This is a genomic window from Phaeobacter sp. JH20_34 (assembly GCF_048056095.1).
GTDB lineage: Bacteria > Pseudomonadota > Alphaproteobacteria > Rhodobacterales > Rhodobacteraceae > Phaeobacter > Phaeobacter bryozoorum.
On sequence record NZ_JAYMWT010000004.1, the window covers coordinates 1,101,550 to 1,126,057 of the forward strand.

General features: G+C 61.4%; 26 protein-coding genes and 1 tRNA gene. 14 read left to right on the forward strand and 13 right to left on the reverse strand.

Annotated features, from left to right (window positions below; translation table 11 throughout):
• Window positions 1-27: 27 nt before the first annotated feature.
• Window positions 28-657 (reverse strand): glutathione S-transferase family protein, encoded by a 630-nt coding sequence (locus VWZ81_RS06785; protein WP_416542373.1) that lies wholly within the window; start codon window positions 655-657, stop codon window positions 28-30.
• Between the two features lie 95 nt (window positions 658-752).
• Between VWZ81_RS06785 and VWZ81_RS06790 the strand changes: the two genes are divergently transcribed.
• Window positions 753-1,463 carry a helix-turn-helix transcriptional regulator gene (locus VWZ81_RS06790; RefSeq protein ID WP_416536944.1) on the forward strand — a complete coding sequence of 237 codons (711 nt, stop codon included), beginning with the start codon at window positions 753-755 and terminating at the stop codon, window positions 1,461-1,463.
• Window positions 1,464-1,496: 33 nt separating this feature from the next.
• Here VWZ81_RS06790 and VWZ81_RS06795 read toward each other — a convergent pair whose 3' ends face one another.
• Window positions 1,497-1,907 carry a SufE family protein gene (locus tag VWZ81_RS06795; RefSeq protein ID WP_340545382.1) on the reverse strand — a complete coding sequence of 137 codons (411 nt, stop codon included), beginning with the start codon at window positions 1,905-1,907 and terminating at the stop codon, window positions 1,497-1,499.
• A gap of 163 nt (window positions 1,908-2,070) precedes the next feature.
• Between VWZ81_RS06795 and VWZ81_RS06800 the strand changes: the two genes are divergently transcribed.
• On the forward strand, window positions 2,071-2,595 hold the full coding sequence (locus VWZ81_RS06800) for a hypothetical protein (RefSeq protein WP_340545381.1): 525 nt from the start codon (window positions 2,071-2,073) through the stop codon (window positions 2,593-2,595).
• 99 nt (window positions 2,596-2,694) lie between these two features.
• On the opposite strand, the gene rnd is transcribed toward VWZ81_RS06800, so the two are convergent.
• Complete coding sequence (gene rnd / locus VWZ81_RS06805) at window positions 2,695-3,852, reverse strand: ribonuclease D (RefSeq protein WP_416536108.1); 1,158 nt, start codon at window positions 3,850-3,852, stop codon at window positions 2,695-2,697.
• 230 nt (window positions 3,853-4,082) lie between these two features.
• On the opposite strand from rnd, the gene VWZ81_RS06810 reads away from it, so the two are divergent.
• Window positions 4,083-4,277 carry a hypothetical protein gene (locus VWZ81_RS06810; RefSeq protein WP_416542374.1) on the forward strand — a complete coding sequence of 65 codons (195 nt, stop codon included), beginning with the start codon at window positions 4,083-4,085 and terminating at the stop codon, window positions 4,275-4,277.
• Window positions 4,278-4,306: 29 nt separating this feature from the next.
• Here VWZ81_RS06810 and purN read toward each other — a convergent pair whose 3' ends face one another.
• The 3 genes from purN to VWZ81_RS06825 form a co-directional block, all read right to left on the reverse strand.
• Window positions 4,307-4,903, reverse strand: coding sequence for a phosphoribosylglycinamide formyltransferase (purN, locus tag VWZ81_RS06815; protein WP_340545378.1), 597 nt, complete (start codon window positions 4,901-4,903; stop codon window positions 4,307-4,309).
• On the reverse strand, window positions 4,900-5,946 hold the full coding sequence (gene purM / locus VWZ81_RS06820) for a phosphoribosylformylglycinamidine cyclo-ligase (protein WP_416542375.1): 1,047 nt from the start codon (window positions 5,944-5,946) through the stop codon (window positions 4,900-4,902). Before purM ends, purN begins: the two co-directional genes overlap by 4 nt.
• 123 nt (window positions 5,947-6,069) lie before the next feature.
• On the reverse strand, window positions 6,070-7,047 hold the full coding sequence (locus VWZ81_RS06825) for an MBL fold metallo-hydrolase (protein ID WP_416542376.1): 978 nt from the start codon (window positions 7,045-7,047) through the stop codon (window positions 6,070-6,072).
• Between the two features lie 118 nt (window positions 7,048-7,165).
• Between VWZ81_RS06825 and VWZ81_RS06830 the strand changes: the two genes are divergently transcribed.
• The 9 genes from VWZ81_RS06830 to VWZ81_RS06870 all read left to right on the forward strand — a co-directional run bounded on the left by VWZ81_RS06830 (window position 7,166) and on the right by VWZ81_RS06870 (window position 15,960).
• Complete coding sequence (locus tag VWZ81_RS06830; protein ID WP_416542377.1) at window positions 7,166-8,122, forward strand: LysR family transcriptional regulator; 957 nt, start codon at window positions 7,166-7,168, stop codon at window positions 8,120-8,122.
• 12 nt (window positions 8,123-8,134) lie between these two features.
• Window positions 8,135-8,210, forward strand: a tRNA-Ile gene (locus VWZ81_RS06835).
• A 193-nt stretch (window positions 8,211-8,403) separates the two neighbouring features.
• Window positions 8,404-9,435 (forward strand): LacI family DNA-binding transcriptional regulator, encoded by a 1,032-nt coding sequence (locus tag VWZ81_RS06840; RefSeq protein WP_340545374.1) that lies wholly within the window; start codon window positions 8,404-8,406, stop codon window positions 9,433-9,435.
• Window positions 9,436-9,549: 114 nt separating this feature from the next.
• Entirely contained in the window at window positions 9,550-10,851 is a 1,302-nt protein-coding gene (locus tag VWZ81_RS06845) for an ABC transporter substrate-binding protein (RefSeq protein WP_416538660.1), read from the forward strand.
• 116 nt (window positions 10,852-10,967) lie between these two features.
• Window positions 10,968-11,834 (forward strand): carbohydrate ABC transporter permease, encoded by an 867-nt coding sequence (locus tag VWZ81_RS06850; protein WP_416542378.1) that lies wholly within the window; start codon window positions 10,968-10,970, stop codon window positions 11,832-11,834.
• Window positions 11,835-11,843: 9 nt separating this feature from the next.
• Entirely contained in the window at window positions 11,844-12,674 is an 831-nt protein-coding gene (locus VWZ81_RS06855) for a carbohydrate ABC transporter permease (protein ID WP_340545371.1), read from the forward strand.
• Between the two features lie 12 nt (window positions 12,675-12,686).
• The gene (locus VWZ81_RS06860; protein WP_416536116.1) at window positions 12,687-13,691 is read left to right on the forward strand and encodes an ABC transporter ATP-binding protein; all 1,005 of its coding nucleotides are present in this window, start codon (window positions 12,687-12,689) and stop codon (window positions 13,689-13,691) included.
• Window positions 13,688-14,461 (forward strand): L-iditol 2-dehydrogenase, encoded by a 774-nt coding sequence (locus VWZ81_RS06865; protein ID WP_416542379.1) that lies wholly within the window; start codon window positions 13,688-13,690, stop codon window positions 14,459-14,461. The genes VWZ81_RS06860 and VWZ81_RS06865 overlap by 4 nt, the downstream gene beginning before the upstream one ends.
• 29 nt (window positions 14,462-14,490) lie before the next feature.
• Window positions 14,491-15,960 (forward strand): mannitol dehydrogenase family protein, encoded by a 1,470-nt coding sequence (locus tag VWZ81_RS06870; protein WP_416542380.1) that lies wholly within the window; start codon window positions 14,491-14,493, stop codon window positions 15,958-15,960.
• Window positions 15,961-15,996: 36 nt separating this feature from the next.
• On the opposite strand, the gene VWZ81_RS06875 is transcribed toward VWZ81_RS06870, so the two are convergent.
• Window positions 15,997-17,313, reverse strand: a complete 1,317-nt coding sequence (locus VWZ81_RS06875; protein ID WP_416542461.1) for a cytochrome-c peroxidase — start codon at window positions 17,311-17,313, stop codon at window positions 15,997-15,999.
• 48 nt (window positions 17,314-17,361) lie between these two features.
• On the opposite strand from VWZ81_RS06875, the gene VWZ81_RS06880 reads away from it, so the two are divergent.
• On the forward strand, window positions 17,362-17,835 hold the full coding sequence (locus VWZ81_RS06880; RefSeq protein WP_340546311.1) for a tetratricopeptide repeat protein: 474 nt from the start codon (window positions 17,362-17,364) through the stop codon (window positions 17,833-17,835).
• A 59-nt stretch (window positions 17,836-17,894) separates the two neighbouring features.
• Here the strand turns inward: VWZ81_RS06880 and dctP are convergent, their stop codons facing one another.
• From dctP to VWZ81_RS06910, 6 genes are all read right to left on the reverse strand, one after another.
• Window positions 17,895-18,953, reverse strand: coding sequence for a TRAP transporter substrate-binding protein DctP (gene dctP, locus VWZ81_RS06885; protein WP_416542381.1), 1,059 nt, complete (start codon window positions 18,951-18,953; stop codon window positions 17,895-17,897).
• A 46-nt stretch (window positions 18,954-18,999) separates the two neighbouring features.
• Window positions 19,000-20,475, reverse strand: coding sequence for a TRAP transporter large permease (locus VWZ81_RS06890; protein ID WP_340545366.1), 1,476 nt, complete (start codon window positions 20,473-20,475; stop codon window positions 19,000-19,002).
• The gene (locus VWZ81_RS06895; protein ID WP_416538654.1) at window positions 20,475-21,065 is read right to left on the reverse strand and encodes a TRAP transporter small permease; all 591 of its coding nucleotides are present in this window, start codon (window positions 21,063-21,065) and stop codon (window positions 20,475-20,477) included. Before VWZ81_RS06895 ends, VWZ81_RS06890 begins: the two co-directional genes overlap by 1 nt.
• A gap of 62 nt (window positions 21,066-21,127) precedes the next feature.
• Entirely contained in the window at window positions 21,128-21,649 is a 522-nt protein-coding gene (locus tag VWZ81_RS06900; RefSeq protein WP_416540284.1) for a flavin reductase family protein, read from the reverse strand.
• Window positions 21,649-22,539 carry an aldo/keto reductase gene (locus VWZ81_RS06905; protein WP_416542382.1) on the reverse strand — a complete coding sequence of 297 codons (891 nt, stop codon included), beginning with the start codon at window positions 22,537-22,539 and terminating at the stop codon, window positions 21,649-21,651. The genes VWZ81_RS06900 and VWZ81_RS06905 overlap by 1 nt, the downstream gene beginning before the upstream one ends.
• Window positions 22,539-23,693: an LLM class flavin-dependent oxidoreductase gene (locus VWZ81_RS06910; RefSeq protein ID WP_416542383.1), complete on the reverse strand. Its 1,155-nt coding sequence runs from the start codon at window positions 23,691-23,693 to the stop codon at window positions 22,539-22,541. Before VWZ81_RS06910 ends, VWZ81_RS06905 begins: the two co-directional genes overlap by 1 nt.
• 101 nt (window positions 23,694-23,794) lie before the next feature.
• Between VWZ81_RS06910 and VWZ81_RS06915 the strand changes: the two genes are divergently transcribed.
• Entirely contained in the window at window positions 23,795-24,505 is a 711-nt protein-coding gene (locus VWZ81_RS06915) for a GntR family transcriptional regulator (RefSeq protein ID WP_416542384.1), read from the forward strand.
• Window positions 24,506-24,508: the final 3 nt, after the last annotated feature.

Consider the following 24,508-nt stretch of genomic DNA (forward strand, 5'->3'; position numbering starts at 1 on the left):
TCGGAATGGGTGGCTGCCCTGACCCGCTCAGGCGTCTTCCAGCGCGCTCAACTGCGCGGTTGTTTCGGCCTCGTAGGCCGCGATGGCCTGACCGTCCTGCGCGGCGCTGACCCGCTCCACCCAGGCCTTGATCACGGCGCTGTCGGGCATCAGATGCGGCGCCCACTGAAATGGCGACGCCAACAGGATATCGGCGAGGCAGAGCGTATCGCCCAGCAGGAAGTCACCTTCGGCCAGGGCTGTTTCCAGCGCCGTGCAGACTTCAGCCAAACCGCGATATGCCCCATTGATGGCCGGATGATCCAAGCCTGAGAAGGCCGCCACCAGAACCGGATCCAGCACGCCGCCGGCGTAGGTCATCCAGCTGAGATAGCGGCCACGATCCGGCGCGCCGATCTTGGGGCTGAGCGGCTGACTGTACAGCTCATCCAGATACATCATGATGGCAGCGCTCTCGCGGACCCCCTGCCCCTCATCGGTGACCAGATAGGGGACTTTCCCCTCGGGATGAGGATTGCGTGGATCGCGGCGACCGGTGCCATCAAAGCGCTCTACGCTGACGGGAACGACCTCGACCGCATCCAGTTTGCCGATGAGCATAAGCTGCGCAATGACACGAGAGGAGCGGCTGTTGGGGCAATGATAAAGCGTCGGCATTTCAATGACTTTCCATTTGTTATGTTGCTGATGGTAGTGATATGCGACTACCCTCCTGCCAAATTCTGTCAGGATGTTTGCGGATAGATGGACCCATGCCTAAAACAGATCGCCTTTTTCGTCTGCTGCATCTGATCCGGGGGTTGCGCCCGCCGGTCACGGCGGCCCGGCTTGCCGCCGCGATGGAGGTGTCGGAGCGTACGATCTACCGTGACATCGACAGCCTGCGCGCGGCAGGGGCGCGGATCGAGGGAGAGGCGGGGCTGGGTTATACGATGACCGAAGATCCGGCGCTGCCGCCGCAGACCTTTTCCCAGATCGAGCTGGAAGCGCTGACCCTTGGGCTGTCGGATGTGAATCAGCGCGGCGACCCCGATCTGGCGAAGGCAGCGACAGATGCGCTGGTCAAGATCCTCGCAACATTGCCCGAACGCCAGCAGCGGCAGGCCATGCATGCGGTCAATCTGGTCCATCGCTATTATGCACCGGCCAAACCCACCATTGACATGACCCTCCTGCGCGAAGCGATGTGGGCGGAGGAGGCGCTGGATATAGGTTATCGCGACCTGAAAGACGCCCGGACCACGCGGCGGATCTATCCGCTGGCGCTATCCTATCACGACCGCAGCGTGATGCTGCTGGCCTGGTGCTGCAAACGCGAGGATTTCCGCAGTTTCCATGTGACCCGGATTGATGGTTACAGCAAGACCGGAGAAAGCTTTCGCCCCCGGCGTGTCACCCTGCTGCGTGCGTTCATTGACCACCTTCATTCGCGGGATCGCGGTGGCGAAGGCGCGGCCCGATGACGGGCGATGATCACCCGGGACCGGCCCGCTGGATCAGACGGCCGCCGCTGCCGTTTCGCGAATGCGCTGGACCATGGCAGTCAGCCCATTTGAACGCTGCGCCGACAGATGATCATTGAGACCCAGCCGCGCCAGTTCGGCCCGCGCGTCGACCGCCAGCACCTCCTCAAGGGAGAGGCCGTTATACAGCGCACGCAACACCGCGATCAGCCCGCGCACGATCATCGCGTCGCTTTCACCGTCGAAGTGGAATACACCGTTTTCGATGGTGGGATGCAGCCAGACCTGACTGGCGCAGCCGTCAACCTTGGTTGCGGGCACCTTCAGCGCGTCTTCCAGCGGATCCATCGCCTTGCCCTGTTCGATGACATGGCGGTAGCGATCTTCCCAATCGTCGAGAAACTCGAAATCTTCGACAATCTCTTCAAAGGCGGCACTGGCCATGGGGGTGTTCCTCGTCTGGTTTTGCGGCCCGGTGTCCTGCGCTGATCCACGCAACCACCGGCACCGCTGGACCTAAGGCGCAAACAATGGCTTTTCAACTGCTTTTCAAGTGGCTTGCAATCGGGTAACCACATGCGAGGACATATCGAACGGGTGAACCATCATGCAACGATCTCTCGCACTCCTCCTGATTGGAGCCGTGGCGCTATCTGGCTGTGGGTTTCGCGATTCGCGGGTGAACCCGTTGAACTGGTTTGGCGGCTCCGATGAGGTCGAGGTGCAGGAGACCAGCGGTGAGCCGGTCAATCCGCTGATCCCGGTGAAGACCCGCGTCAGCGTCTTTGCCCGCCCCGATGCGGTGGACAACAGCGTGCTGGTGCAAAGCGTCAGCGAGATGCGGGTGGAACGCACGCCAACCGGCGCAATCGTCTATGCTACCGGCATTGCCGCGCGGCAGGGCGCCTATGGGGTCGAGCTGCGCCTGGACGAGGCCGATCGCGACGTGCGTACCCGTGACGACACGCTGGATTTCACATTCCGCGCCACCTACCCCGAGTATCGGACGGCTGTCGGCAGCGACCGCACCCGGACCTTGCGCGCTGCTTTCAGCCTCAGCAAGCAGGAGCTTGCCAGCGTACGCAGCATCCGGGTTGTCGCCGCACAGAACGCACGCGAAAGCCGCCGCTGAGGTTCACGCCCAACATAGGCTGAATATGCAAAAGGCGCCTGCAACGGGCGCCTTTATTGTTTTATGTCCCGGTGCCCCGGCGACGTGATCGGGCAGCGATCAGAGGGTTACAACCTTCACGTACTGCCCCTTTGCAGCCAGCGCGATCTCGCCGTTGCAGAGACGCAGCGCATCGGCGCCAAACACCTCGTGACGCCAGCCATTAAGCGCGGGAACATCGCGCTGACCGGCCGCGATGGCGTCCAGATCGGAGCTGGGGGCAATCAACTTGGCCGCAACACCGGAGGCCTCGGTCTTGGCCTTCAGAAGCACCCGCAGCAGATCGGCGAGCGCCGGATTCACCTGCATTTTCTCACGGCTGCGATCCGGTTGCGGCTGTGATCCCGCCGGGCAGTTCACACCCTTGGCAACCGCCTGAAGGATGCCTTCGGCGATTGCGCCCTTGCGGGCCTCGCGCAGCAGCAACCGCGAATTGCCGAGGTCTGAGCTGTTCTTCGGCTTGGTCGAGGCCAGCTCCACCAAGGCGTCATCCTTGAACACACGGTTGCGCGGGACATTGTTGGTCTTGGCGTAGCTCTCGCGAAAAGCCGCCAGCTCGCGCACGATTGCAAGGAATTTGCCGGAGTTGGTGCGGGTTTTCACGCGCCGCCACGCCTCTTGCGGGTCGACATCATAGGTCGCCGGATCGGTGAGCACCTGCAGCTCTTCAGCCACCCAATGGGCGCGTTCGGTGCGCTGCAGCTCGGCCGCGAGATGTTCGTAGATCTGGCGCAGATGGGTCACATCCGCCAGCGCATAGGTTTTCTGCGCCTCGCTCAGCGGGCGACGCGACCAGTCGGTAAACCGCGAAGTCTTGTCGACCCCCTGTTTGGCGATCTTGCGCACCAGTGTCTCATAGCCCACCTGCTCGCCAAAGCCGCAGACCATCGCCGCGACCTGCGTGTCAAACAGCGGCTTGGGAAAGACCTGCGCGTCAACCCAGAAGATTTCCAGATCCTGCCGCGCGGCATGGAACACCTTGACCACATTCTCGTTGCGAAACAACGCATAGAGCGGTTCCAGAGAAATCCCGTCAGCCAGCGGATCAACCAGAACGGCGTCAGTCTCTCCGTCACCGGAGAAGGCCAGCTGAATCAGGCAGAGCTTGGAATAATATGTCCGTTCACGCAGAAACTCGGTATCCACCGTGACATAGGCGTGCTGCGCTGCAGCTTCGCAGAAGGCCTGCAGTTCTTCGGTAGAGGTCAGAGTTTTCATCAATTACGGCTTTTTCTTTATCTGAATTATTGGGCCGTGATACGCGCTTGTCCCGGTCAATGCAAACATGTGCAGAGGGGGCCAGAGGATTTCAGCCCCGCCGTGATGTAGCAGGCGCACAGTCGCTGAAAATGTTCAATTTACGTGATGACAGGGCAATCAAACATTCATTTTCGGAATACCTAACGGATGGCTAGGTTGGTCATATAGCCCAAAAAGGAGCATGACCGATGACCGCCCTGACCCCCTGTGAAACCAGCCCCCTTGCCCTCGCCTGCTCCGGGTTGTCCGCCGCCAGCCTGGCAGCAGTGGCGCTTGTCCTGGTGCTTGGCCTGCCCGCCCTGATGGCCCCGTCACCACAGGGGGCGACGCCGGACTGGCATGGCAACAGCGCGACACTGCCTATGCCAGAACCGAGCAATTAGACCGGGAAGATAGTCGTCGGGGCAGATCGTCAGGGCAGATAGACTGGCGTGCGATCTCCGGCGGCATAGCGACGCAACACGGCCGGATAGAGCTGATGCTCCTGCACCAGAACTTTTGCGGCCAGGCTCTCCGGCGTGTCGTCAGCCGCGACATCGACCCGCGCCTGCCCCAGGATCGGCCCGTCGTCGAGCACGGCCGTCACCTCATGTACGGTGCAGCCATGCTGGCGGTCGCCCGCAGCGAGTGCCCGTGCATGGGTGTTGAGACCGGTGTATTTCGGCAGCAGCGAGGGGTGAATATTCAGCATCCGCCCCTGAAACTGCGATACAAAACCATCAGTCAGAACGCGCATGAACCCCGCGAGACAGACGATATCCGCGCCGGAGGCAAGGATCGGCTTGACCAGTTCCGCCTCAAATGCGGCGCGATCCTTGCCATAGGGTTTGTGGTCCACCACCGCAGTTGGAATGCCTGCGGCGGCAGCCTTCGTCAGGCCACCGGCGCTGGCGATGTTGGACAAGACCAGACAGGGCCGCGCCGGATGATCACCGGTCATGCTTTCGACCAGCGACACCATGTTGGAGCCGCCGCCCGAAATCAGGATCGCGACCTTCTTGTGGCTCACAGCAGCTTGCCCGAATAGCGCATACCGGCGCCTGCTGTGACGGTGCCCAGACGCGAGACGGTCTCGCCCTCGGTTTCCAGCACCTTCACCAGTTCATCCGCGCGGTCGGCAGAGACAGACAGGATCATGCCAATGCCGCAGTTGAAGGTCTTCAGCATCTCTGCCTCGGCAATACCGCCAGTCTCGGCGATCCATTTGAACACGGGCGGCAAGTCCCAGGCATTCAGGTCGATGTCAGCGCCCAGATCCTCGGGCAGGACACGCGGCAGGTTTTCGGTCAGACCACCGCCGGTGATATGAGCCAGCGCATGAACGCCGCCCGCCCGCACCGCAGCCAGGCATTGTTTTACATAGAGACGGGTCGGCGTCAGCAGCGCCGCACCCAGCGTGCCCTCGCCGAAGGGGCAGTCCGCGTCCCAGCCGAGGCCGGAGACCTCGACCAGCTTGCGCACCAGCGAGTAACCGTTGGAGTGCACGCCGTCAGAGGCCAGCCCCAGGAGCACGTCGCCTTCTTTCACGTCGGCAGGCAGCGCACTGCCGCGTTCCATTGCGCCCACCGCAAAGCCCGCTAGGTCGAAATCCCCTGCGGGGTACATGCCCGGCATTTCGGCCGTCTCACCGCCGATCAGCGCACAGCCAGAGCGCACGCAGCCCTCGGCGATGCCTTCGATAATGCGGGCCGCCACGTCGGTTTCCAGCTTGCCGGTTGCGAAATAGTCGAGGAAGAACAGCGGCTCAGCACCCTGGCAGACCAGATCGTTGACGCACATCGCCACCAGGTCGATGCCAACGCCATCCACCACACCGGTGTCGATGGCAATCCGCAGTTTGGTGCCGACACCATCGGTGGCGCCAACTAGAATGGGGTCGCTGTAGCCTGCGTCCTTCAGATCGAACAGCGCGCCAAAGCCGCCAAGGCCGCTCATCACGCCAGAACGGTTGGTCCGTTTCGCGGCGGGCTTGATGCGGTCCACCAAAGCGTTGCCTGCATCAATATCCACCCCCGCGTCCGCGTAGGTCAAACCGTTCTTGCCGCTGGTCATCTCAGTGCTCCTTCAAAGACGTTGGGCAGCCTTTAGCGCAAGGCGCATCAGAAGGGAACTAGGGAATCCGCTGCGCCATCCCGGACGGCGCAGCAGGCTGTTGTTCAAGACGGGAGAGCTGTCTCAGATGCCGAACTGCCAAGGCGCTGCCTGATAGGCAAAGGCGTCTCCCTGCCGCAGCACCCGGCCCAGCGCCGGGAAGTCGAGATGCGCGCCAGTGACCAGCAGGTTGTCCGCCGCCGCCCGGTCCATCATCCGCCGCCGTGTCTGAGCGGTCTGGGCCGGATCGGTGTCAAAGGCGATGGTCCACTCCGGCAGCGCGAACTGCAGCGCGGCGCTGTGGATCAGGTCACCCCAGAACAGCAACCCCTCGCCGCCCGCATCCAGCATGAAGCCGGTATGGCCCGGCGTATGGCCCGGCAGTTCCAGCGCGGTGAAGCCAGGCGCGGCCTCGCCCTCGCCCTGCAGGAGGCGCAGGCGGTCCGCATAGGGGGCAACCGTGCGGCGCGCCATTTCAAAGAAACCGCGGTTGCTTTGCGGTACGCCCGCCATGATGGCATCGTCATGCCAGAAATCCCATTCCCGCTGCGCCACAACCAGCTCAGCACTAGCAAAGGCCGCAGCACCGTCGGGCGTGATCAGCCCGCCGGAATGATCCGGGTGGATATGGGTCAAGAGTACCGTATCAATACTCTCCGGCGCGACGCCCGCTGCGGCCAGTCCGGCACCCAGCGCCCCCAGCCCCGGCCCCATCAGCTGCGCGGTGCCGGTGTCGATCAACAGCTTCTTCCCGCCCCGCTCCACCAGGTAGCCGTTGACAGGGATCTGCAACGCATCGTTCTGAAGCCGGTGCAGGCCCTGTGCCAGGACGGTTTCGGCCTTGGCAGCATCGTAGCCGTTGAAGAGCTGCGTCCCCAGCGGCAAGTGGCCATCCAGCAATACCGTGATTCTGGCATCCCCAAGTGTGAATGCGTGGATAACCGGGCTCGCCGTTACAGCCCCTTCTGCCGCCCAAGCCCAGCTGCCGCCCGCGAACCCGGTTGCCACTGCCGCGGGGGCCGCTACCAGCCCGCCCAGAAATGCCCTGCGATTGATTGTCATAAGAAACTCCAATATCTGTTTCAGGAAATATTCCCGTGCACCGGACTTAAGGCCGTAATTTCACGGCTTGCAGCCCGGCAGCACCGATAACTGTTATTAGCAACTCTTATAGGCCCCCATGGACAAACTGACGCTGCTGGAAACCTTCACCATCGCCCTGGACGAAGGCAGCCTGAACCGCACTGCCCAGCGCCGCGGCATTACCCAGTCTGCAGTTAGTCAGCAGATCAAGCAACTAGAGGCGCTGATGGGCCAGCAATTGCTGCACCGCACCGCCAAGGGCATTCACGCCACCCGCGCAGGCGATCTGGTGTTCAGCCATGCGCAGGCCCTGCTGTCCGGCTACAACCGCATGACAGCCGAAGTGGACGCCCTGGAAGGCAGCGTCTCCGGCACCTTCCGCATCAGCGTGAACTCCTTTCTGGGGCGCAGTGTGATTGGGCCGATGCTTTTGGATCTGAACCGCGAACACCCGGACCTGAATATCGTGATGCGGCTGGAGGACCGGCTGGTCCATGTGGTGCGCGAAGGCTACGACCTTGCGATCCGCACCGGGAGACTCGGCGACACAGACGGATTTGGACGCAAGATCTCCACTCTGGAAACAGTGCTGTTTGCCACCCCGGACTATCTGGACCGCGAAGGTCGCCCGCAAACGCCGGAGGAGCTGAAACGACTCAAGTTCATTCAGCACCACGAGGATCAGACCCGCGGCTTCTTTCCGCTGCGCCGCGGCGGGCAGGAATATCCGGCACCGGTGCAGGTTGGTTTCACCGCCGACGACCCGGACCTGATCATGCGCGCCGTCAGCAGCGGCTCCGGCTATACCCGCGCGCCCCGTTTCATGGTGGAGGATCAACTGGCCAGCGGGGAATACGAACAGGTTCTTCCCGGCTTTGAAGCCCCTTTGAAGGACGTGTTTGCCGTCTACCCGTCGCGCCGCACGCCAGACCGCCGCCGGGACCTGACCATCGAACACACCGTGGCACGGCTGGACGCCCTGCTGCGGCCCCAAGCGGCGGAAACACCGGCCCCTCTGCAATCACCGCTTGACCTTGGCTGCCCCATTTCCTAACCAACCTGTGGCGGGCCTGTAGCTCAACGGTTAGAGCAGAGCGCTCATAACGCTTTGGTTGCAGGTTCGAATCCTGCCGGGCCTACCATTCCTCCGCTACAGACCAGGGTGATACTACTGCCGGAGCACCCGCAAGGAATTTGACGCGCGTCAACTTGCGTGACACAGTCCACATCCTGCGCGGCGCACCGCGGCGACGGGCGCTGGCATTCAGACCGCAAGAATGCCCCCGGACGCCCCCCTCTCCGTACGCCCAAGGACGACAACAAGGACCGCCACTGATGAGTGATCCCAAGATCAAGAACATGGATGAATTCGCGGCCGTTAGCGGCATCTCCCGCCCGACGCTGTCGAAGTTCTTCAACGATCCGGCCAGCGTTCGCACCTCGACACGCAAGCGGATTGAAGATGCGCTGGAGAAATTCGACTACCGACCCAATCTCTATGCGATGAACCAGAATCGGCGGCTGACCAAGACCATCGGCATCGTGGTTCCAAATCTCACCGATCCGTTCTTTGCCAAGATCGCCGGCCATATCGAGGATCATGTCATCGCCGCAGGCTATCGGCCGGTATTGCTGGGATCAAACGGCACGCCGTCACAGGAATTGGAGAACCTGACCAATCTGCGTATGCTCAAACCCGCCGGTGCGCTGCTGGCGCCCCTTGGGCGCGGGTCCGAGGTCCCGCAGATCCGGCAGTTCTGCGAAGAGGTGCCGACCGTCCTGTTTGATGCCAATCTGGAAGAGACCGGTGCCGCCTTCATCGGCTCGAACAATCAACAGAGTATCGGCACGATCGTGGAGTATCTGTGCCGTACTGGCGATGCGCCAGCCTTTTTCGAGATGAAGACGCCGACGAACCCCAATGCGGTGAAACGGCGCAACGCCTATATTTCCGCGATGCAACAGCTGGGTCACGAACCCGAGCTGATCCAGGTCGAAGGTGACGGCTGGGATTTTGAAGAGATCGGCTTTCGCGAGGGCACCCGGGTGCTGTCTGGTCAGCGACCGCAAACCGATACCATCCTGTGCAGCAATGACCGGCTTGCCATCGGGCTGTTGTCCGCTGCCTATCAGCAGGGGCTGCGCGTCGGCCTTGGGGATGGCTGCGCCCTGCGGATCGCAGGGCATGATGACCACCCGTTTTCCCGCTACACCTGCCCGACGCTGACAACCGTTTCGCAGGATTACACCGCAATCGCCCGCACCAGTGCCGAAACACTGGTGGCCCGAATCGAAGGCAGCGCGGCGGCGGCGCCCCGCCGGGAAATTCTGTTTGACGGACAGCTGGTCATGCGCGGATCCGCATAGGCACTCCCATTCATCCAGCTCTTTCAAAACTTTACGCGCGTTAAATTTAAATTGACGCGCGATGACCCGCTCCGGTATCCTCACGTGGCAACATCCAATCATGGGAGGATAAGGATGTACCTTAAGAGCGCATTGCATGCGGCAACGGCCTTGACCGTTTTTGCCAGCACCGCCGCCTTTGCCGATACGATCACAATCGCCACCGTGAACAACGGCGACATGATCCGAATGCAGGGGCTGACAGAGGATTTTACCGCCAAGACCGGCCATGAGGTGGAATGGGTCACGCTTGAGGAAAACGTGCTGCGGCAGCGTGTCACCACCGACATCTCGGCCAAGGGCGGTCAGTTCGACATCATGACCATCGGCATGTACGAAACCCCGATCTGGGGCAAGAACGGCTGGCTGGTCCCTCTGGATGATCTGCCTGCCGAGTATGACGTGGACGATATCCTGCCCGCCATGCGGGGTGGCCTGTCCCATGACGGCACGCTTTATGCGGCGCCGTTCTACGGCGAAAGCTCCATGATCATGTATCGCACCGACCTGATGGAAAAGGCCGGTCTTGAAATGCCCAGTGCACCGACCTGGGACTTTGTCGCCGATGCGGCACGTCAGATGACCGACAGGGACAATGAAATCTATGGCATCTGTCTGCGCGGCAAAGCCGGCTGGGGGGAGAATGCGGCCTTCCTTACAGCGATGTCCAACTCCTTTGGTGCGCGCTGGTTCGATGAAAACTGGGTGCCTCAGTTCGACAGTGATGCCTGGTCGAACACGCTCAATTTCTACATCGACCTGATGAATGACGCAGGCCCTCCCGGGGCATCGGGCAACGGGTTCAACGAAAACCTTTCGCTGTTCCAGCAGGGCAAATGCGGCATGTGGATCGACGCCACAGTTGCGGCGTCTTTCGTGACCAATCCGAATGATTCCACGGTCGCGGACAAAGTCGGCTTTGCCCTCGCGCCGGATACCGGGCTCGGCAAACGCAGCAACTGGCTCTGGGCTTGGGCGCTGGCCATTCCGGCAGGAACACAGAAGGAGGCCGCCGCAAAGGAATTCATCCAATGGGCCACTTCGAAGGACTATATAGAGCTGGTCGCCGAGAAAGAAGGCTGGGCCAATGTCCCGCCGGGTGCGCGGACCTCGCTCTATGACAACCCGAACTACAAGGATATCCCCTTTGCCAAGATGACACTGGACAGCATCTTGTCGGCGGATCCGAACAATCCGACGGTTGATCCAGTGCCCTATGTTGGGATCCAGTTTGCGGCAATCCCCGAGTTCGCAGGCATTGCGACGCAGGTTGGCCAGGAGTTCTCGGCGGCCCTCGCCGGGCAACAGACCGCTGACGAGGCGCTGGCCAAGGCGCAGGCGCTGGCCGCAGACGAAATGGAAGCGGCAGGGTACTGACCCCTCCTCCCTCCCAGAGGGCGGCGCCACGATCTGGCCGCCCTCTGGCCCCCCGGAACTAACAAGCCAATATTGCTCACGACGGCCTCAGCCCCCGGCGAGAATGGAGATTTGCCATGGCGACCCAGCATTCCCGGTCGGCAGCACGCATCATGATGGCCCCCGCAGTGATCCTGCTTCTGGGCTGGATGCTGGTCCCGCTGACGATGACGCTCTACTTTTCCTTCAAGAAATATCTGCCACTGCGTGGCGGCGATCTGGGCTGGGTGGGATTTGACAACTACGTCCGGTTCCTGTCCTCCAGCTCGTTCTGGCCAAGCGTTCAGGCGACGCTGATCATCGTTGGTGGAGTGCTCCTCATCACTGTGATCCTCGGCGTGTGCCTCGCGCTGCTGCTTAATCAGCCGATGTGGGGACAGGGCATCGTCCGCATTCTGGTGATCGCGCCGTTTTTCGTGATGCCCACGGTCTCTGCGCTGGTCTGGAAGAACATGCTCATGGATCCTGTGAACGGTCTCTTTGCTCACCTGTGGAAGGCCTTCGGAGCCGAGCCGGTGTCATGGCTGTCCGAGGCCTCGCTGCAATCCATCATCCTGATCGTCGGCTGGCAGTGGCTGCCCTTTGCCACGCTGATCCTGCTGACCGCGATCCAGTCGCTGGACAGCGAACAGCTGGAGGCTGCTGAAATGGATGGCGCCCCGCCGGTTGCACGCTTCGGTTATATCACCCTGCCCCATCTCAGCCGCGCGATTACCGTCGTGGTGCTGATCCAGACCATTTTCCTCCTGTCGATTTTCGCGGAGATCTTCGTCACCACCCAAGGCTCGTTCGGGACCAAGACGCTGACCTATCTGATCTATCAACGCGTTTTGGAAAGCCAGAACGTCGGATTGGGATCCGCCGGTGGTGTCTACGCCATCATCCTCGCCAATATCGTTGCCATCTTCCTGATGCGCATCGTTGGCAAGAACCTCGACGCATAGGAGGCCACCATGGCACGAGCCGTTACACCTAGACGCAAAGCCATCAATACTGCGCTGGCCTGGGCTGTTGGGTTGCTGATCTTCTTTCCAATCCTCTGGACCATCCTGACCAGCTTCAAGACCGAGGCACAGGCCATCAGCGATCCACCCGTCTTCCTGTTCTTTGACTGGACGCTTGAGAACTACAGCATCGTCCAGGAGCGCTCCGACTATATGCGCTTTCTGTGGAACTCGGTGATCATTGCCGGCGGCTCCACCATATTGGGGATAGTCATCGCCGTTCCCGCCGCCTGGTCGATGGCCTTCGTACCCTCGAAACGGACCAAGGATATCCTGCTGTGGATGCTCTCGACCAAGATGCTGCCAGCGGTCGGCGTGCTGTACCCGATCTATATCCTGTTCATCAAAATGGGTCTTCTGGACAACCGCTTTGGCCTGGTTGTGGTGCTGATGCTGATCAACCTGCCGATCATCGTCTGGATGCTTTACACCTACTTCAAGGAAATCCCCGGCGAGATCCTTGAGGCGGCGCGCATGGATGGCGCCACCCTGAAGGAGGAGATCCTCTATGTGCTAACGCCCATGGCCATTCCCGGCATCGCGTCCACGCTGCTGCTGAATATTATCCTGGCCTGGAACGAAGCCTTCTGGACGCTGAACCTGACGGCGGCGCAGGCTGCCCCCCTGACCGCCTTTATCGCCAGCTATTCCAGCCCGGAAGGCCTGTTCTACGCGAAACTGTCAGCCGCCTCGACCATGGCCATCGCGCCGATCCTCATCCTTGGCTGGTTCAGCCAGAAACAACTTGTCAGCGGCCTGACCTTCGGCGCCGTGAAATAAGGAAGATACCCCATGGGACAGATCAAACTTGAACGCGTGACCAAGCGCTTTGGCTCCGTTGAGGTTATCCCGCCGCTGGACCTGACCATTGAAGATGGCGAATTCACCGTCTTTGTCGGCCCCTCCGGTTGCGGCAAGTCCACGCTGCTGCGGCTGATTGCAGGGCTTGAGGATATTACCACCGGCACCATCCGCATCGACGGGCAGGATGCCACCGACATTCCCCCGGCCAAACGCGGGCTGGCGATGGTATTTCAGTCCTATGCGCTCTACCCGCATATGACAGTGCGCAAGAACATCGCCTTTCCGATGAAGATGGCGGGCATCCCGGCGGATGAGCAGAAGCGACGCATTGAAAATGCCGCAGCGGCGCTGAACCTCACCGATTATCTGGATCGCCGTCCGGGGCAGCTGTCCGGCGGTCAGCGCCAGCGGGTCGCCATCGGTCGCGCCATCGTGCGTGAGCCCGCAGCCTTTCTGTTTGACGAACCGCTGTCCAATCTGGATGCCGCCCTGCGCGTCGGGATGCGTCTTGAAATCTCCGAACTGCATAAGCGCCTTGCCACAACCATGGTCTATGTGACCCATGATCAGGTTGAGGCGATGACCATGGCCGACAAGATCGTGGTCCTGAATGCCGGGGTCATCGAACAGGTTGGCAGCCCGCTGGAGCTCTATCGCGCACCGCGCAATGTATTTGTGGCAGGCTTCATCGGCTCGCCCAGAATGAACCTGCTGACCGGACCGGCGGCAGCGGCGCAGGATGCCGCAACGATCGGCATTCGACCCGAGCACATCGCGATTTCCGAGACCGAAGGATCGTGGGAAGGAACCATCGGCGTTTCCGAGCATCTGGGCTCCGATACGTTTTTTCATGTTCAATGTGAGGCCTTTGACGATCCGCTCACTGTTCGTGCCGGTGGCGAACTCGATCTTCGCTATGGAGCGCGCGTCTTTCTGACGCCCGATATGGCGCATCTGCATCGGTTCGGCTCTGACGGGCTGCGGATCGGATGACGCGGCTGCATGGAAAACGCGCCCTGATCACCGGGGCCGCGCGCGGCATCGGCGCGGCCTTTGCCGAAGCATATCTGCGCGAAGGTGCACGGGTGGTCATCGCCGATATCGATCATGCGCGCGCCGGGGCTACCGCTGCGCGTCTCGGCGACGCCGCCATTGCCATCGACCTTGATGTCACCGATCAGACCAGCATTGACCATGCGCTTGCCCGCACGGTGGAGGCGCTGGGAGGCCTGGATATCCTGATCAACAATGCCGCCGTGTTCACCGCAGCACCGCTGGTCGAGGTCACGCGGGAGGCCTATCAGCGCACCTTTGATATCAATGTCTCCGGCACGTTGTTCATGATGCAGGCCGCCGCGCGGCAGATGATCGCGCAGGGCAATGGCGGCAAGATCATCAACATGGCCAGCCAGGCCGGCCGCCGGGGAGAACCGCTGGTGTCGGTCTACTGCGCAACCAAGGCCGCGGTGATCAGCCTCACCCAATCTGCCGGACTGAACCTGATTTCGCATGGCATCAATGTGAACGCCATCGCACCCGGCGTGGTCGAGGGTGAGCATTGGGACGGTGTCGATGCTTTCTTCGCCAGATACGAAGGCAAGGCACCCGGCCAGAAAAAGGCCGAAGTGGCGCAATCCGTTCCCTATGGCCGCATGGGCACCGCATCGGATCTGACCGGAATGGCAGTCTTTCTTGCCAGCGACGAAGCCAATTATATCGTCGCCCAGACCTACAATGTCGACGGCGGTCAATGGATGAGCTGATGCGGGAACACAAGCGGGAGGCAGCGGCCATGAAACTATCGAATGACACCCTGACACAATTGCCGCAAACAATCGCGCGCCCCGGCTACGACCGGGCACAGATCACGCCCGGCATCGTCCATATCGGGCTTGGGAATTTTCACCGGGCACATCAGGCCTGGTATCTCCACGCGCTGATGCAGCGCGGTCTTGCGATGGACTGGGGCATTATCGGAGCAGGTGTGCGCGCCGCCGACGCCAGAATGCGCGACCGGCTGCTTGCGCAGGACTGCCTGACAACTTTGATCGAACTCGACCCCACCGGGCGCTCGGCCGAAGTGATCGGCCCGATGATCGACTTTCTCCCCGTGGAGGCGGGCAACACAAGCCTGATCACGACGATGGCGAGCCCCGCGATCAGGATCGTATCGCTTACGGTGACAGAAGGCGGCTATTATCTGGACCCGCAGCAGGGTGGGCTTGACCTCAAACACGAGGATATCCGTCACGACATCGCCCATCCGGGCCATCCTCGCAGCGTGTTCGGCGCCATCGTCGAAGCGCTGAGGCGGCGCAGAAGCCGCAGCCTGCCCGCCTTTACCGTGCAAAGCTGCGACAATCTGCAGGGCAATGGTCAGATCACCCGCGCCGCCGTTGTCACCCTGGCACGACAAACCGATCCTGAGCTTGCGGCATGGATTGATCAGAACGCAGCCTTTCCGAACTCCATGGTCGATTGCATCGTTCCGGCCACCGGCCCGGCAGAGGTGGCACTAGCGCGCGGATACGGGCTTGAGGACAGCGCCCCGGTGACCCATGAGAATTATCGCCAATGGGTGATCGAGGATGATTTCTGCGCAGGCCGCCCCGATTGGGATCAAGTTGGTGCGATTATGACTGATGACGTGCACGGTTATGAAAGCATGAAGATCCGCGTGCTGAACGCAGGGCATCAGGTGCTGGCGAATGTCGGCGAGCTATTGTCGATCCCGACCATCGCCGATTGTATGGGTGACCCTTTGGTGGCGGCCTTCTTTCGCAAGGTCCAGCAGGAGGAAATCCTGCCCTATGTCGCGGCCGTCCCGGACATGGCGCCGAGCGATTACCTCAGCCTGATTGAGGCGCGGTTTTCCAACCCGGAGATCCGCGACACGACGCGGCGGGTGGCCTATGATGGCTCGTCTCGCCATCCCGGTTTTGTGCTGCCCATCCTGCGAGATGCGGTGCAGCAGGCCGGAGCGATTGATGGCTTGTGTCTTGTCGAGGCGCTATGGGCGCGGATGTGTACCGGCATTCGCGAAGATGGCAGTCTCATCCCGCCAAACGATCCGGACTGGGAGGTCCGTAATACCCACGCCGAACGGGCACAGCACGCCCCGGAAGCCTGGCTACAGCAGAGCGCCATCTACGCAGATCTGTCGGTTGAGGTGCCTTTCGTTCAGCGGTTTTCCCACTGGATGCAGGTCATAACGGCGCAGGGCTGTCGTTCGGCACTTCGCACCTATCTCGGCCCGGCATGAACATGTCCTATTGCGGAATGCTGGACCGGTCAGCGATTAGGTCCCATCAACGGGCAGGCCGCTTGGAACGGATGCGGGCACTGATGACGTTTCGGCGCGGGCCTCTGCCCCGGTGAGTGCTGTGAGGAAAGCGATCAGCGCTGCGATGTCCTGATCGCTGAGGTCCCGGCGTAGATAGATGTCCCGCGCGCGCGCCTGTCGCGCCATCTCGAACCGGTCCTGCTGTACCACAAAATCCGTGGCGGCCAGCCAGGGCACATCTGGCAATTGCAGATCGTCAGGCGTCCACGCAGAACGGCTTGCGACTGGATCGAGGTGATGCCGGATCATCCGGTCAAGCGTCGGAAAAGCGCCATTATGGCCATAAGGCGCGGTCAGTTCCACATTGCGCAGCATCGGCGTGCGAAAGCGGTAGGCATCTGACAGATCATCGCTTTCTCCCATTCGACCGACGTCCCGGGCGTAGGGGTCAAAGCGGCGCGCGCGACCGGGGCCAAAGGCCGGCAGACCAAGGGCGTAGAAGTTCTGATCCGAAAACAGCGGCCCAGCATGGCAGCCGCTGCATCCGGCGCTGCCAAAAAACAGATCGGCACCGGCTTTTTGCTGCGCGGTCAGCGCCGTCGCATCCCCGGCCAGATAGGCATCAAACGGGCTGTCGAACGAGGTGAAATCCTGCACCATGAACTGGGCCAGAGCCTCCGCGATATCGGTTATCTGCACATCCTCAGGCGCCATGATGTGATCAAAGGCGGCGACAAACCCCGCCGCATATGTCGGCAGGCCGCGGACGCGTTTGGCAATGATCGGCCAGGCCAGATCAATCCGGTCGCGGCTGGCACCGATGATTTCATTCTCGCCGACATTCCCGGCCATTTCCACGCTGGACGTCATCGGAAACAGCGCCTGCGCCGCCAGCAGGGATTGCAGCCCGTCAGGCAGCCACTCCTCTGCCGGGGTGTTGAAGCCATTGCCATAGACCGGATCCGCGCTGATCCGCCCGTCGTGCATCAGAACCCGGATGGATTTTGCCCCGAGGTTCCAGAGCGCGGGCGCATTGCGGGGGATGCGTTTTTGCACCCGGTTGCGGCCCCTGGTGGAAACCCGCGCCCGGCCCAGCCCCTCGCCGCCTTCTCCAAGGCCTAAGGATAACCCGTCAGAGGTGCCATGGCGCGGATGATGGCAGGTTCCGCAGCTGATATTTCTGTTCCCGGACAGGATCTTGTCGTAAAATAGCAGCCGACCCAACTCGGCCTTTTCGGGGTCTACGGGTAGAAAATCGCTTGCCCCCAGCGGCGGCGGAAACCGCCGATCAGTCGCAGCCGCCGACCCCGCAAAAAGGCCAAACGCCAGCACAACACAGGAGAGCACATGCGCAAGAGATGGAAACCGGTTCTGGCCGCGATGGCGCTGTCCACGAGCAGCCTGACGCTGCTGGTCCCGCTGCCCGCGCGGGCCGAAATCGAGCAGGCGCGCGACCTGATGGAGGCCGGCGAATTTGCGGCTGCGCGCGAGGCGCTCTGGCCAGCGGCGCGCTCCGGCAACGCAGACGCTGAAGAGCTGATCGGGGTGATGTATGCCATGGGGCTGGGTGTTGACCGTGATGACCAGCGGGCCTTTGAATGGTATCTTCGCAGCGCCATGAAAGGGCACCCCGGCGCGCAATCGGGTATCGGTTGGTACTATGAAATCGGCCGTGGGCTGCCCGCCCCCGACTTGGTGCGCGCCTATATGTGGTACACGCTGTCGGCCATTGGCGGTGATCCCGATGCGGCGATCAGCCTTGAAGAGGTGGTCAAGAAAATGACCCCTGCGGAGATCGAGAAAGCGCATGTTCTGGTCGCGGACTATAAGGTCTGGATGTATCCGTTTCGCTAGCCAACGGGGCAGCGGCGCGGCTAGATCCCGCACCGCCGGTTGGTGTTGCAGCCTACTGATCAGTTCAGATCGGCGGCACGGGCCGCGTTGACGTCGGCTTCGGCCTTGGCGACTGCATCGGTCAGCGCGGTAAAGATCTCATCGCCGCGCGTCACGTTGGATTTGAACCAGTCATAGACCGGCTCGGCTGCGGATTTGAACGCCGCCTTCTGTTCGGACGTCGGAACATAGAGATCGCCGCCACCGGCAACAAAATCCTCATAGGCCTGGATCGACTTGCGCTTCGGCGAGGCAAATGTGGCCTGTTGCAGCGCGTAGAAGCCATCGACCACGACCTGCCGCATGTCTTCCGGCATATTCGTGAAGGTTTGGTTCGACATCCACCACAGCGCCCCCATATAGGCGTGTCCGTCCAGGGTCACATATTGCAGGCCAGCGTCGGGGAATTTCATGCCCATGATATCCGTGATGCCGTTCTTGGAGCCTTCGACCACGCCGGTCTGGAACGAGGTAAACAGCTCCGGCCAGGGGATCGGTGTCGGAGAGGCCCCGAGCGCCTTTACCAGCTCCTGCGGCAGGTCGGCGACGACCGTTCGGATTTTCAGACCTTCCATGTCGGCAGGTTCCGCGACCCGGCGTTTGGTATTGGCGAAGTTGCGCCAGCCGCCGGTGTTGCCAATGGTCATCAGGCGGATCGCATCGCCGGAATCCTCCAGTGCCATCCGGCGCATGGTGCGGGTGAAATCGCCCGACAGCACATGTTCGGCAATCCGGTCATCCGCCATCAGATAGGGCAGATCCAGCACCTGGACGTAAGGGAACAACCCCGACGCGCCGCCGGAGGTGGAAATATAGATGTCGATTGAACCATCCGCGACGCCTTGCAGGCATTCTGCCCCGTTGGAGCAAAGCTGGGTGCCGATGAACAATTCAACCTCGATTGCGCCATTGGAGGCCGCTTCGACGTAGTTCTTGAACACGACCAGACCGTCGTAATCCTCGTCATTCTCGTTGGAATTGGCGGTCGCGCGGATCTTGTAGTCTGCGGCGTAGGCCGACAGGGCGGTGCCTGCCATCAGGGCCGACAGGGCCAGTGTCTTCACCATTTTGCTGAGCATTCGTGTCTCCTCCTGTTGCTCTTTTATTCTGGGTATCGGGTCGTCCTTAGTTCAGAAATCCGGTCAACCGCGGAATGGTCAGCGAAATGGCCGGCACAAAGGTGATCAGAAAGATCACCGCAATTTCAATCGCAAGAAAGGGCAGGATCGCCCGGGCAATTGTTGTCACCCGCTCTTGCGAAACGGCGGCTGCCACAAACAGCACCAGCCCCATCGGCGGTGTCGCCAGACCAACCGTCAGGTTCACACACATGATGATGGCAAAATGGACCGAGTCGACGCCAAGATCGGTGAACACCGGTCCGAGGATCGGGCCAAGGATGATGATCGCAGGGCCCGCATCCAGGAACATGCCCACGACAAACAGCAAGAGATTGATCAGGAACAGCAGGATCAGCGGATTTTCCGAGAGGGTGAGGATGAAATCCGCCAGCTGTTCCGGCGCGTGACTGAGGCTGACGACGGTCTTGAACGACATCGCGGCGCCCACCAGCAGCAGCACCACGGCGGAGGTGATCCCCGCCCTCGTGAACACCTGCGGCAGGTCCGCCAGCCGCATCGACCCCAGCACCAGAAAGCTGATCAGCAGCGCATAGGCCACCGCCACGGCAGCGGCCTCGGTCGGGGTGAATACGCCGGCAAGAATGCCACCAAGGATCAGGACAGGCGTCTGCAACGGCACCACCGCTCGTTTGCAAATGGTGCGAAACGCCGGGCTGACCATCCGGCGCAGTCCCAGCATCAGCCCATGGGCAAACAGAACCGCGCCAAGGAACACCAGCCATTTGATCTGCGCTCCGGCCCCCTCGCCCAGCGGGACAAACTGTGCCAGCAACAGGCCAAGGTTGAGCCGCACCAGCCCAAAGGAGAACCAGCGCTCCATAGCGCCGATCTCAACGCTGTCGAACACCACCCGCCGTGCGGCCGGCAGCTCATACCGGTCGGCCATGGCGCGGACCATGATCATCAGGCCGACGCCGACCAGAACACCCGGAACGATGCCTGCGAGGAACAGCGCGGCAACGCTTTCGCCCATGACATAAGCATAGATGATCATGATGCCCGATGGCGGAATGATTGGCCCGATCACCGAACTGGCGGCAGTGACGGCCGCAGCGAATTTGCGACTGTAGCCTTCGCGCTCCATCGCCGGGATCAACATGGACCCAAGGGCAGAGGTATCGGCCACGGCAGAGCCCGAGAGGCCGGCAAACAGGATCGACGACAGGATGTTCACCTGCGCCAGACCGCCGCGCAGATGACCCATCAGCGCCTGCGAGAATTCGACCAGCCGAACCGTGATGCCACCGCGGTTCATCAACTCGCCCGCCAGCATGAAAAACGGGATCGCCATCAGCGGAAAGCTGTCCATCCCGTTATAGAGGTTGCGATACAACAGGGTGAGATCGCGTTCTTGGCCATTCAGCCACAGCAGGGCACCCGGGGCTGCCAGAAGGCAGAAAAAGACCGGCAGACCGATCAGCAGAAGAAACAGGAACAGCGGCAGGAACCAGATCAGCATCACTCGGCCCCTCCGATGGTCATGCCCGGACGGTCCGGCAGGCGATCACCCTGACCGAACAGTCGCACGATGCGCTCCAGGATCAGCTCGATATTGACCAGGATCAGCAGGCCCAGGCCCACCACAAGCGACAGCATCATCCAGCTGCGGGGCACCCGGTGCCAGCTGTCAAAACCGAGAGAGGTCGGAACATAGAGCGAGGCGGTGGCAAACCGCCCGCCAAGACCGGTGACCTCCCTATATCCGATCTGAATACCAACGATCAGCACGGTCAGGCCAATCGCCAATAGCAGCAGCTGCAGCAGGTGGAACAGCCGCCCATGCAGCAGGGAGTCGATAACATCAATGGCCACAAAACCACCGTTGCGCAGTGCGGTCGGCGCCATCAGGCCGGTCATCCACAACATGCAGAACCGCGCGGCCTCATCCGGCCAGGGCAAGGCACTGCCCAGCACATAGCGAAAGAAGACCTGAATCAGGATCGCCAGAACCATCAGGCCAATGGCAAAAACGCCCACCCATCGGCCGAGCGCAAGCAGGCCGGTGTTGAGCGGGCGCAGTATGTTCAGGACCGACAGAACTGCCGTCATCGCGTCTCTCTCCTCCCCCCAATGTGCCCGCACCAACCTCCCTTGGTGCAGGCAGCCGGTCGCTAGCGTGACACGGCGATCTGGCCCATCTGGCCCTTGTAGAATGTCAATGCGTCCCCTTCTTCGCGCATGGTGGCGCGGTCAACGTGACCCAGCACGATGGCGTGGTCTCCCCCGTCATGGATGGCTGAACGGGTGCATTCAAACCGCGCCAGACAGTTTTCCAAGAGCGGCACCCCGTTTTCGTTGCGCTCCAGCTGCAAATGGTTCAGCCCAAAAGCATCTTTTGCGACCTGCCAACACAGATCATCCTGATCCGCCGCCAGAACGTGGATGGCGTAGTGGCGGGCTCTCTCGAAATAGGGAAAGCGGCGCGAGTTGCGGTCGGGCGACCACAGCACCAGCGGCGGCGTCAGCGAGACCGAGGAAAAACTGTTGGCGGTGATCGCAACAACCCCCTGATCGGAGGCTGCGGTCACGATGGTGACCCCAGTTGCGAACCGGCCAAAGGCGTCGCGCAGCAGCCGCGTGTTGTCCGGTGCGGGAACAAAGCTGTGTTTGCCCTGCCCTGCATGTGCCGACATCATGCGACCTCCCGGCCCAATGCAGCCTCGTACAGGGTGAACCAGGTCGGGCGGTCCAGCTCGACCTTCAGCGCGTCAGAGGCCTGTTTGATCCGCTCCAGATTATTGGTGCCCAGCACCGGCAGGATCTGAGCCGGGTGCCGCAGCAGGAAGGCTATGGCGACGGCGGCGCGGTCAACGCCTTGCGCGGCAGCAATCGCATCCAGCCGATCGGCCAATTGGCCGCTCCCGGTCATCAGCCCCCCACCGCCAAGCGGTGACCACGCCATCAGCGGATGCTCCTGCCGCTGATGAAAGGCCAGATCGCCGTTGGTGAAAGGGCTGATCTCGGACAAAGAGAGTTCGATCTGATTGGTGGCCAGCGGCGTCTTCATCGCCGATTGCAGCAGCTCCCAATCCCAGGGACGGAAGTTCGACACGCCGACGGCGCGCAATTTGCCTGCGGCGACCAGCGCGTCCAGCGCGGCCCCTGTCTCGGCATGATCCATCAGCGGATCCGGCCGATGGATCAGCAAGAGGTCGATATGGTCGATGCCCATTTCCATCAGCGACGTCTCAACCGAACGGGTGATATGGGCGGCGGAGGTATCGTAATGTTTGACCGTCGCGTCCGCATAGCGCCCGACCGGAGCCACGATATCGCATTTGGTGACGATCTCCATCTGCTCACGCAGGGCTGGATTCGCCTTCAACGCCCGCCCCAGGATCCCTTCGGCTGTATAGCCGCCATAGATATCGGCCTGATCAAAGGTGGTGATCCCCTGCGCCAGACAGGCCTCGATCTTGGCCTCGACATGGGCGGTTGAGGTATCGCTGTCATCGCCAAGACGCCACATGCCATAGACCAGACGGCTGAACTCCAGCCCTTCTGCGATCTTGATCCGTTCCATCAACGACGTTCTCCGTTCCCTAGGGGTGTCGCCGGGGTCGATTGCGGCACCCGGCCATATTCATGCGGCAGTGAGCAGGTTTTCAGATGTGGCATCACCCGCGCCCCGAAATGCCGCGCTTCCTCCAGATGCGGATAGCCCGACAGCACAAAGGCGCGGATGCCCATCTTCTGGTAGGCTTCCAGCTTTGACATGACCTGATCGGTGGATCCGACCAGCGCCGCCCCGCAACCAGAGCGTGCCCGCCCTATCCCTGTCCAGAGGTTCGGTTCGATAAACCCGAATTCATCAGCAATATCGCGGTTCTTGGCCTGATGCGCCACGCCCAGCGAGGTGGCATCCAGCGCCCGCTCCCGAATGGCCTTGCCCTGCGCATCATCCAGTTTCGATACAAGGTGATCGGCGTATTCATAGGCTTCTGCCTCGGTGTCGCGGACAATCACATGCACCCGCAGACCATAATCAAGCGTACGCCCATAAGTTTCCGCGACGCTATGGACCGCCTGCATCCGACCGGCCAGATCTTCCATCTTTTCCGGCCACATCAGATAGACGTCGCAATGTTCACCGCAGAGCTCCAGCGCCGCCGGGGAATAGCCCCCAAAGTACAGCAGCGGCCCGCCGGTCTGATAGGGTTTCGCCGGATCGGTGGTCAGCCCTTCGAATTGGTAGACCTCGCCATTGTGGTTGATCTCATCCCGGGTCCAGGCCTGTTTCAGGATCTCCACCACCTCGCGTGAGCGCTGATAGCGAAAGCCGCTGTCGGCGGTCTCCCCCGGAAAATCGGAGGAGATAATATTGACCGTCAGCCGCCCCTTCAGCATGTGATCCAAGGTGGCCAGGGTACGCGCCAGCATGATCGGCTGCATCTCGCCGCAGCGCACCGCTGCCAGCATGTTGATCCTGTCAGTGATCGGCGCACAGCCCGCCACAAAGCTGAGCGTATCCTGACCCACCTGATAGGACGACGGGCAGAGGATATTGCGAAACCCCTGCGCCTCTGCCTCTTTCACGATGTCAGAGCAATGCGCCCAGGACGACCGCAGGTCACCATCCGGTACACCAAGAAACTGGTAATCGTCCGAGCAGAGCGCCGCAAACCAGGACACTTCGACCGCATCAAGATCCGCGGATGTTACCGGAACAACGCTCATCGGTCTCTCCCTCGCAGTTGGCAACTTAACTCTTGCATAGCCTGCGCCTTGATGTAGATCAATGGTGTATCAATTTTTCTCACATGGTGACGATTGGCCCCATGCCCACCGCCCGCTCCACTGCCAGCGCGCTGCCGCTTTACCTTCAGATCAGCGAGTCCCTGACCCGTGAGATCGCGGCTGGGAGGTTGGCCGACGGGGAGCGATTGCCGCCCGAGCGTCAGCTGGCGCAGCAGTATGGAACCACCGTAAGAACCCTGCGCAAATCCCTGTCGGAGCTTGAAAAACAGGGGATGCTCGAACGGGTTCAGGGATCGGGAAACTACATCCGCACCACCCAGTCAGTGCAAAGCGTCTATTCGATGTTTCGGCTGGAGCTGCCCGGCGGTGGTGGCTTGCCCACGGCAGATGTTCTGTCGGTCACCGCGCTCGCCAAGCCCGAAACGCTGCCCGAATTTGGCAGGTCAGGCAGTGGCACCCGGATCAGGCGGCTGCGGTATCTCGATGATGTGGTGATCGCCGTTGAAGAGATCTGGCTGGATGGTGGCGCGGGACAGGTCGATGCCGGACAGCTGTCCGATTCCCTCTATAGATATTATCGGCTGAATCTGGGCTTCTGGATCAGCCGAGCCGAGGATCGGGTATCGCTTGGTCGGGTGCCCGACTGGGCGCCGACACGGTTTGGCAAGCCCCCGGGCGCGACGGTTGGGTATATCGAACGGCTAAGCTGGGCACAGGATGAGGCCGCCGTGGAGTTCTCACGCACTTGGTTTGACCCGGACAAGGCGCTTTATGTGCAGCGCCTGACGTAGGAG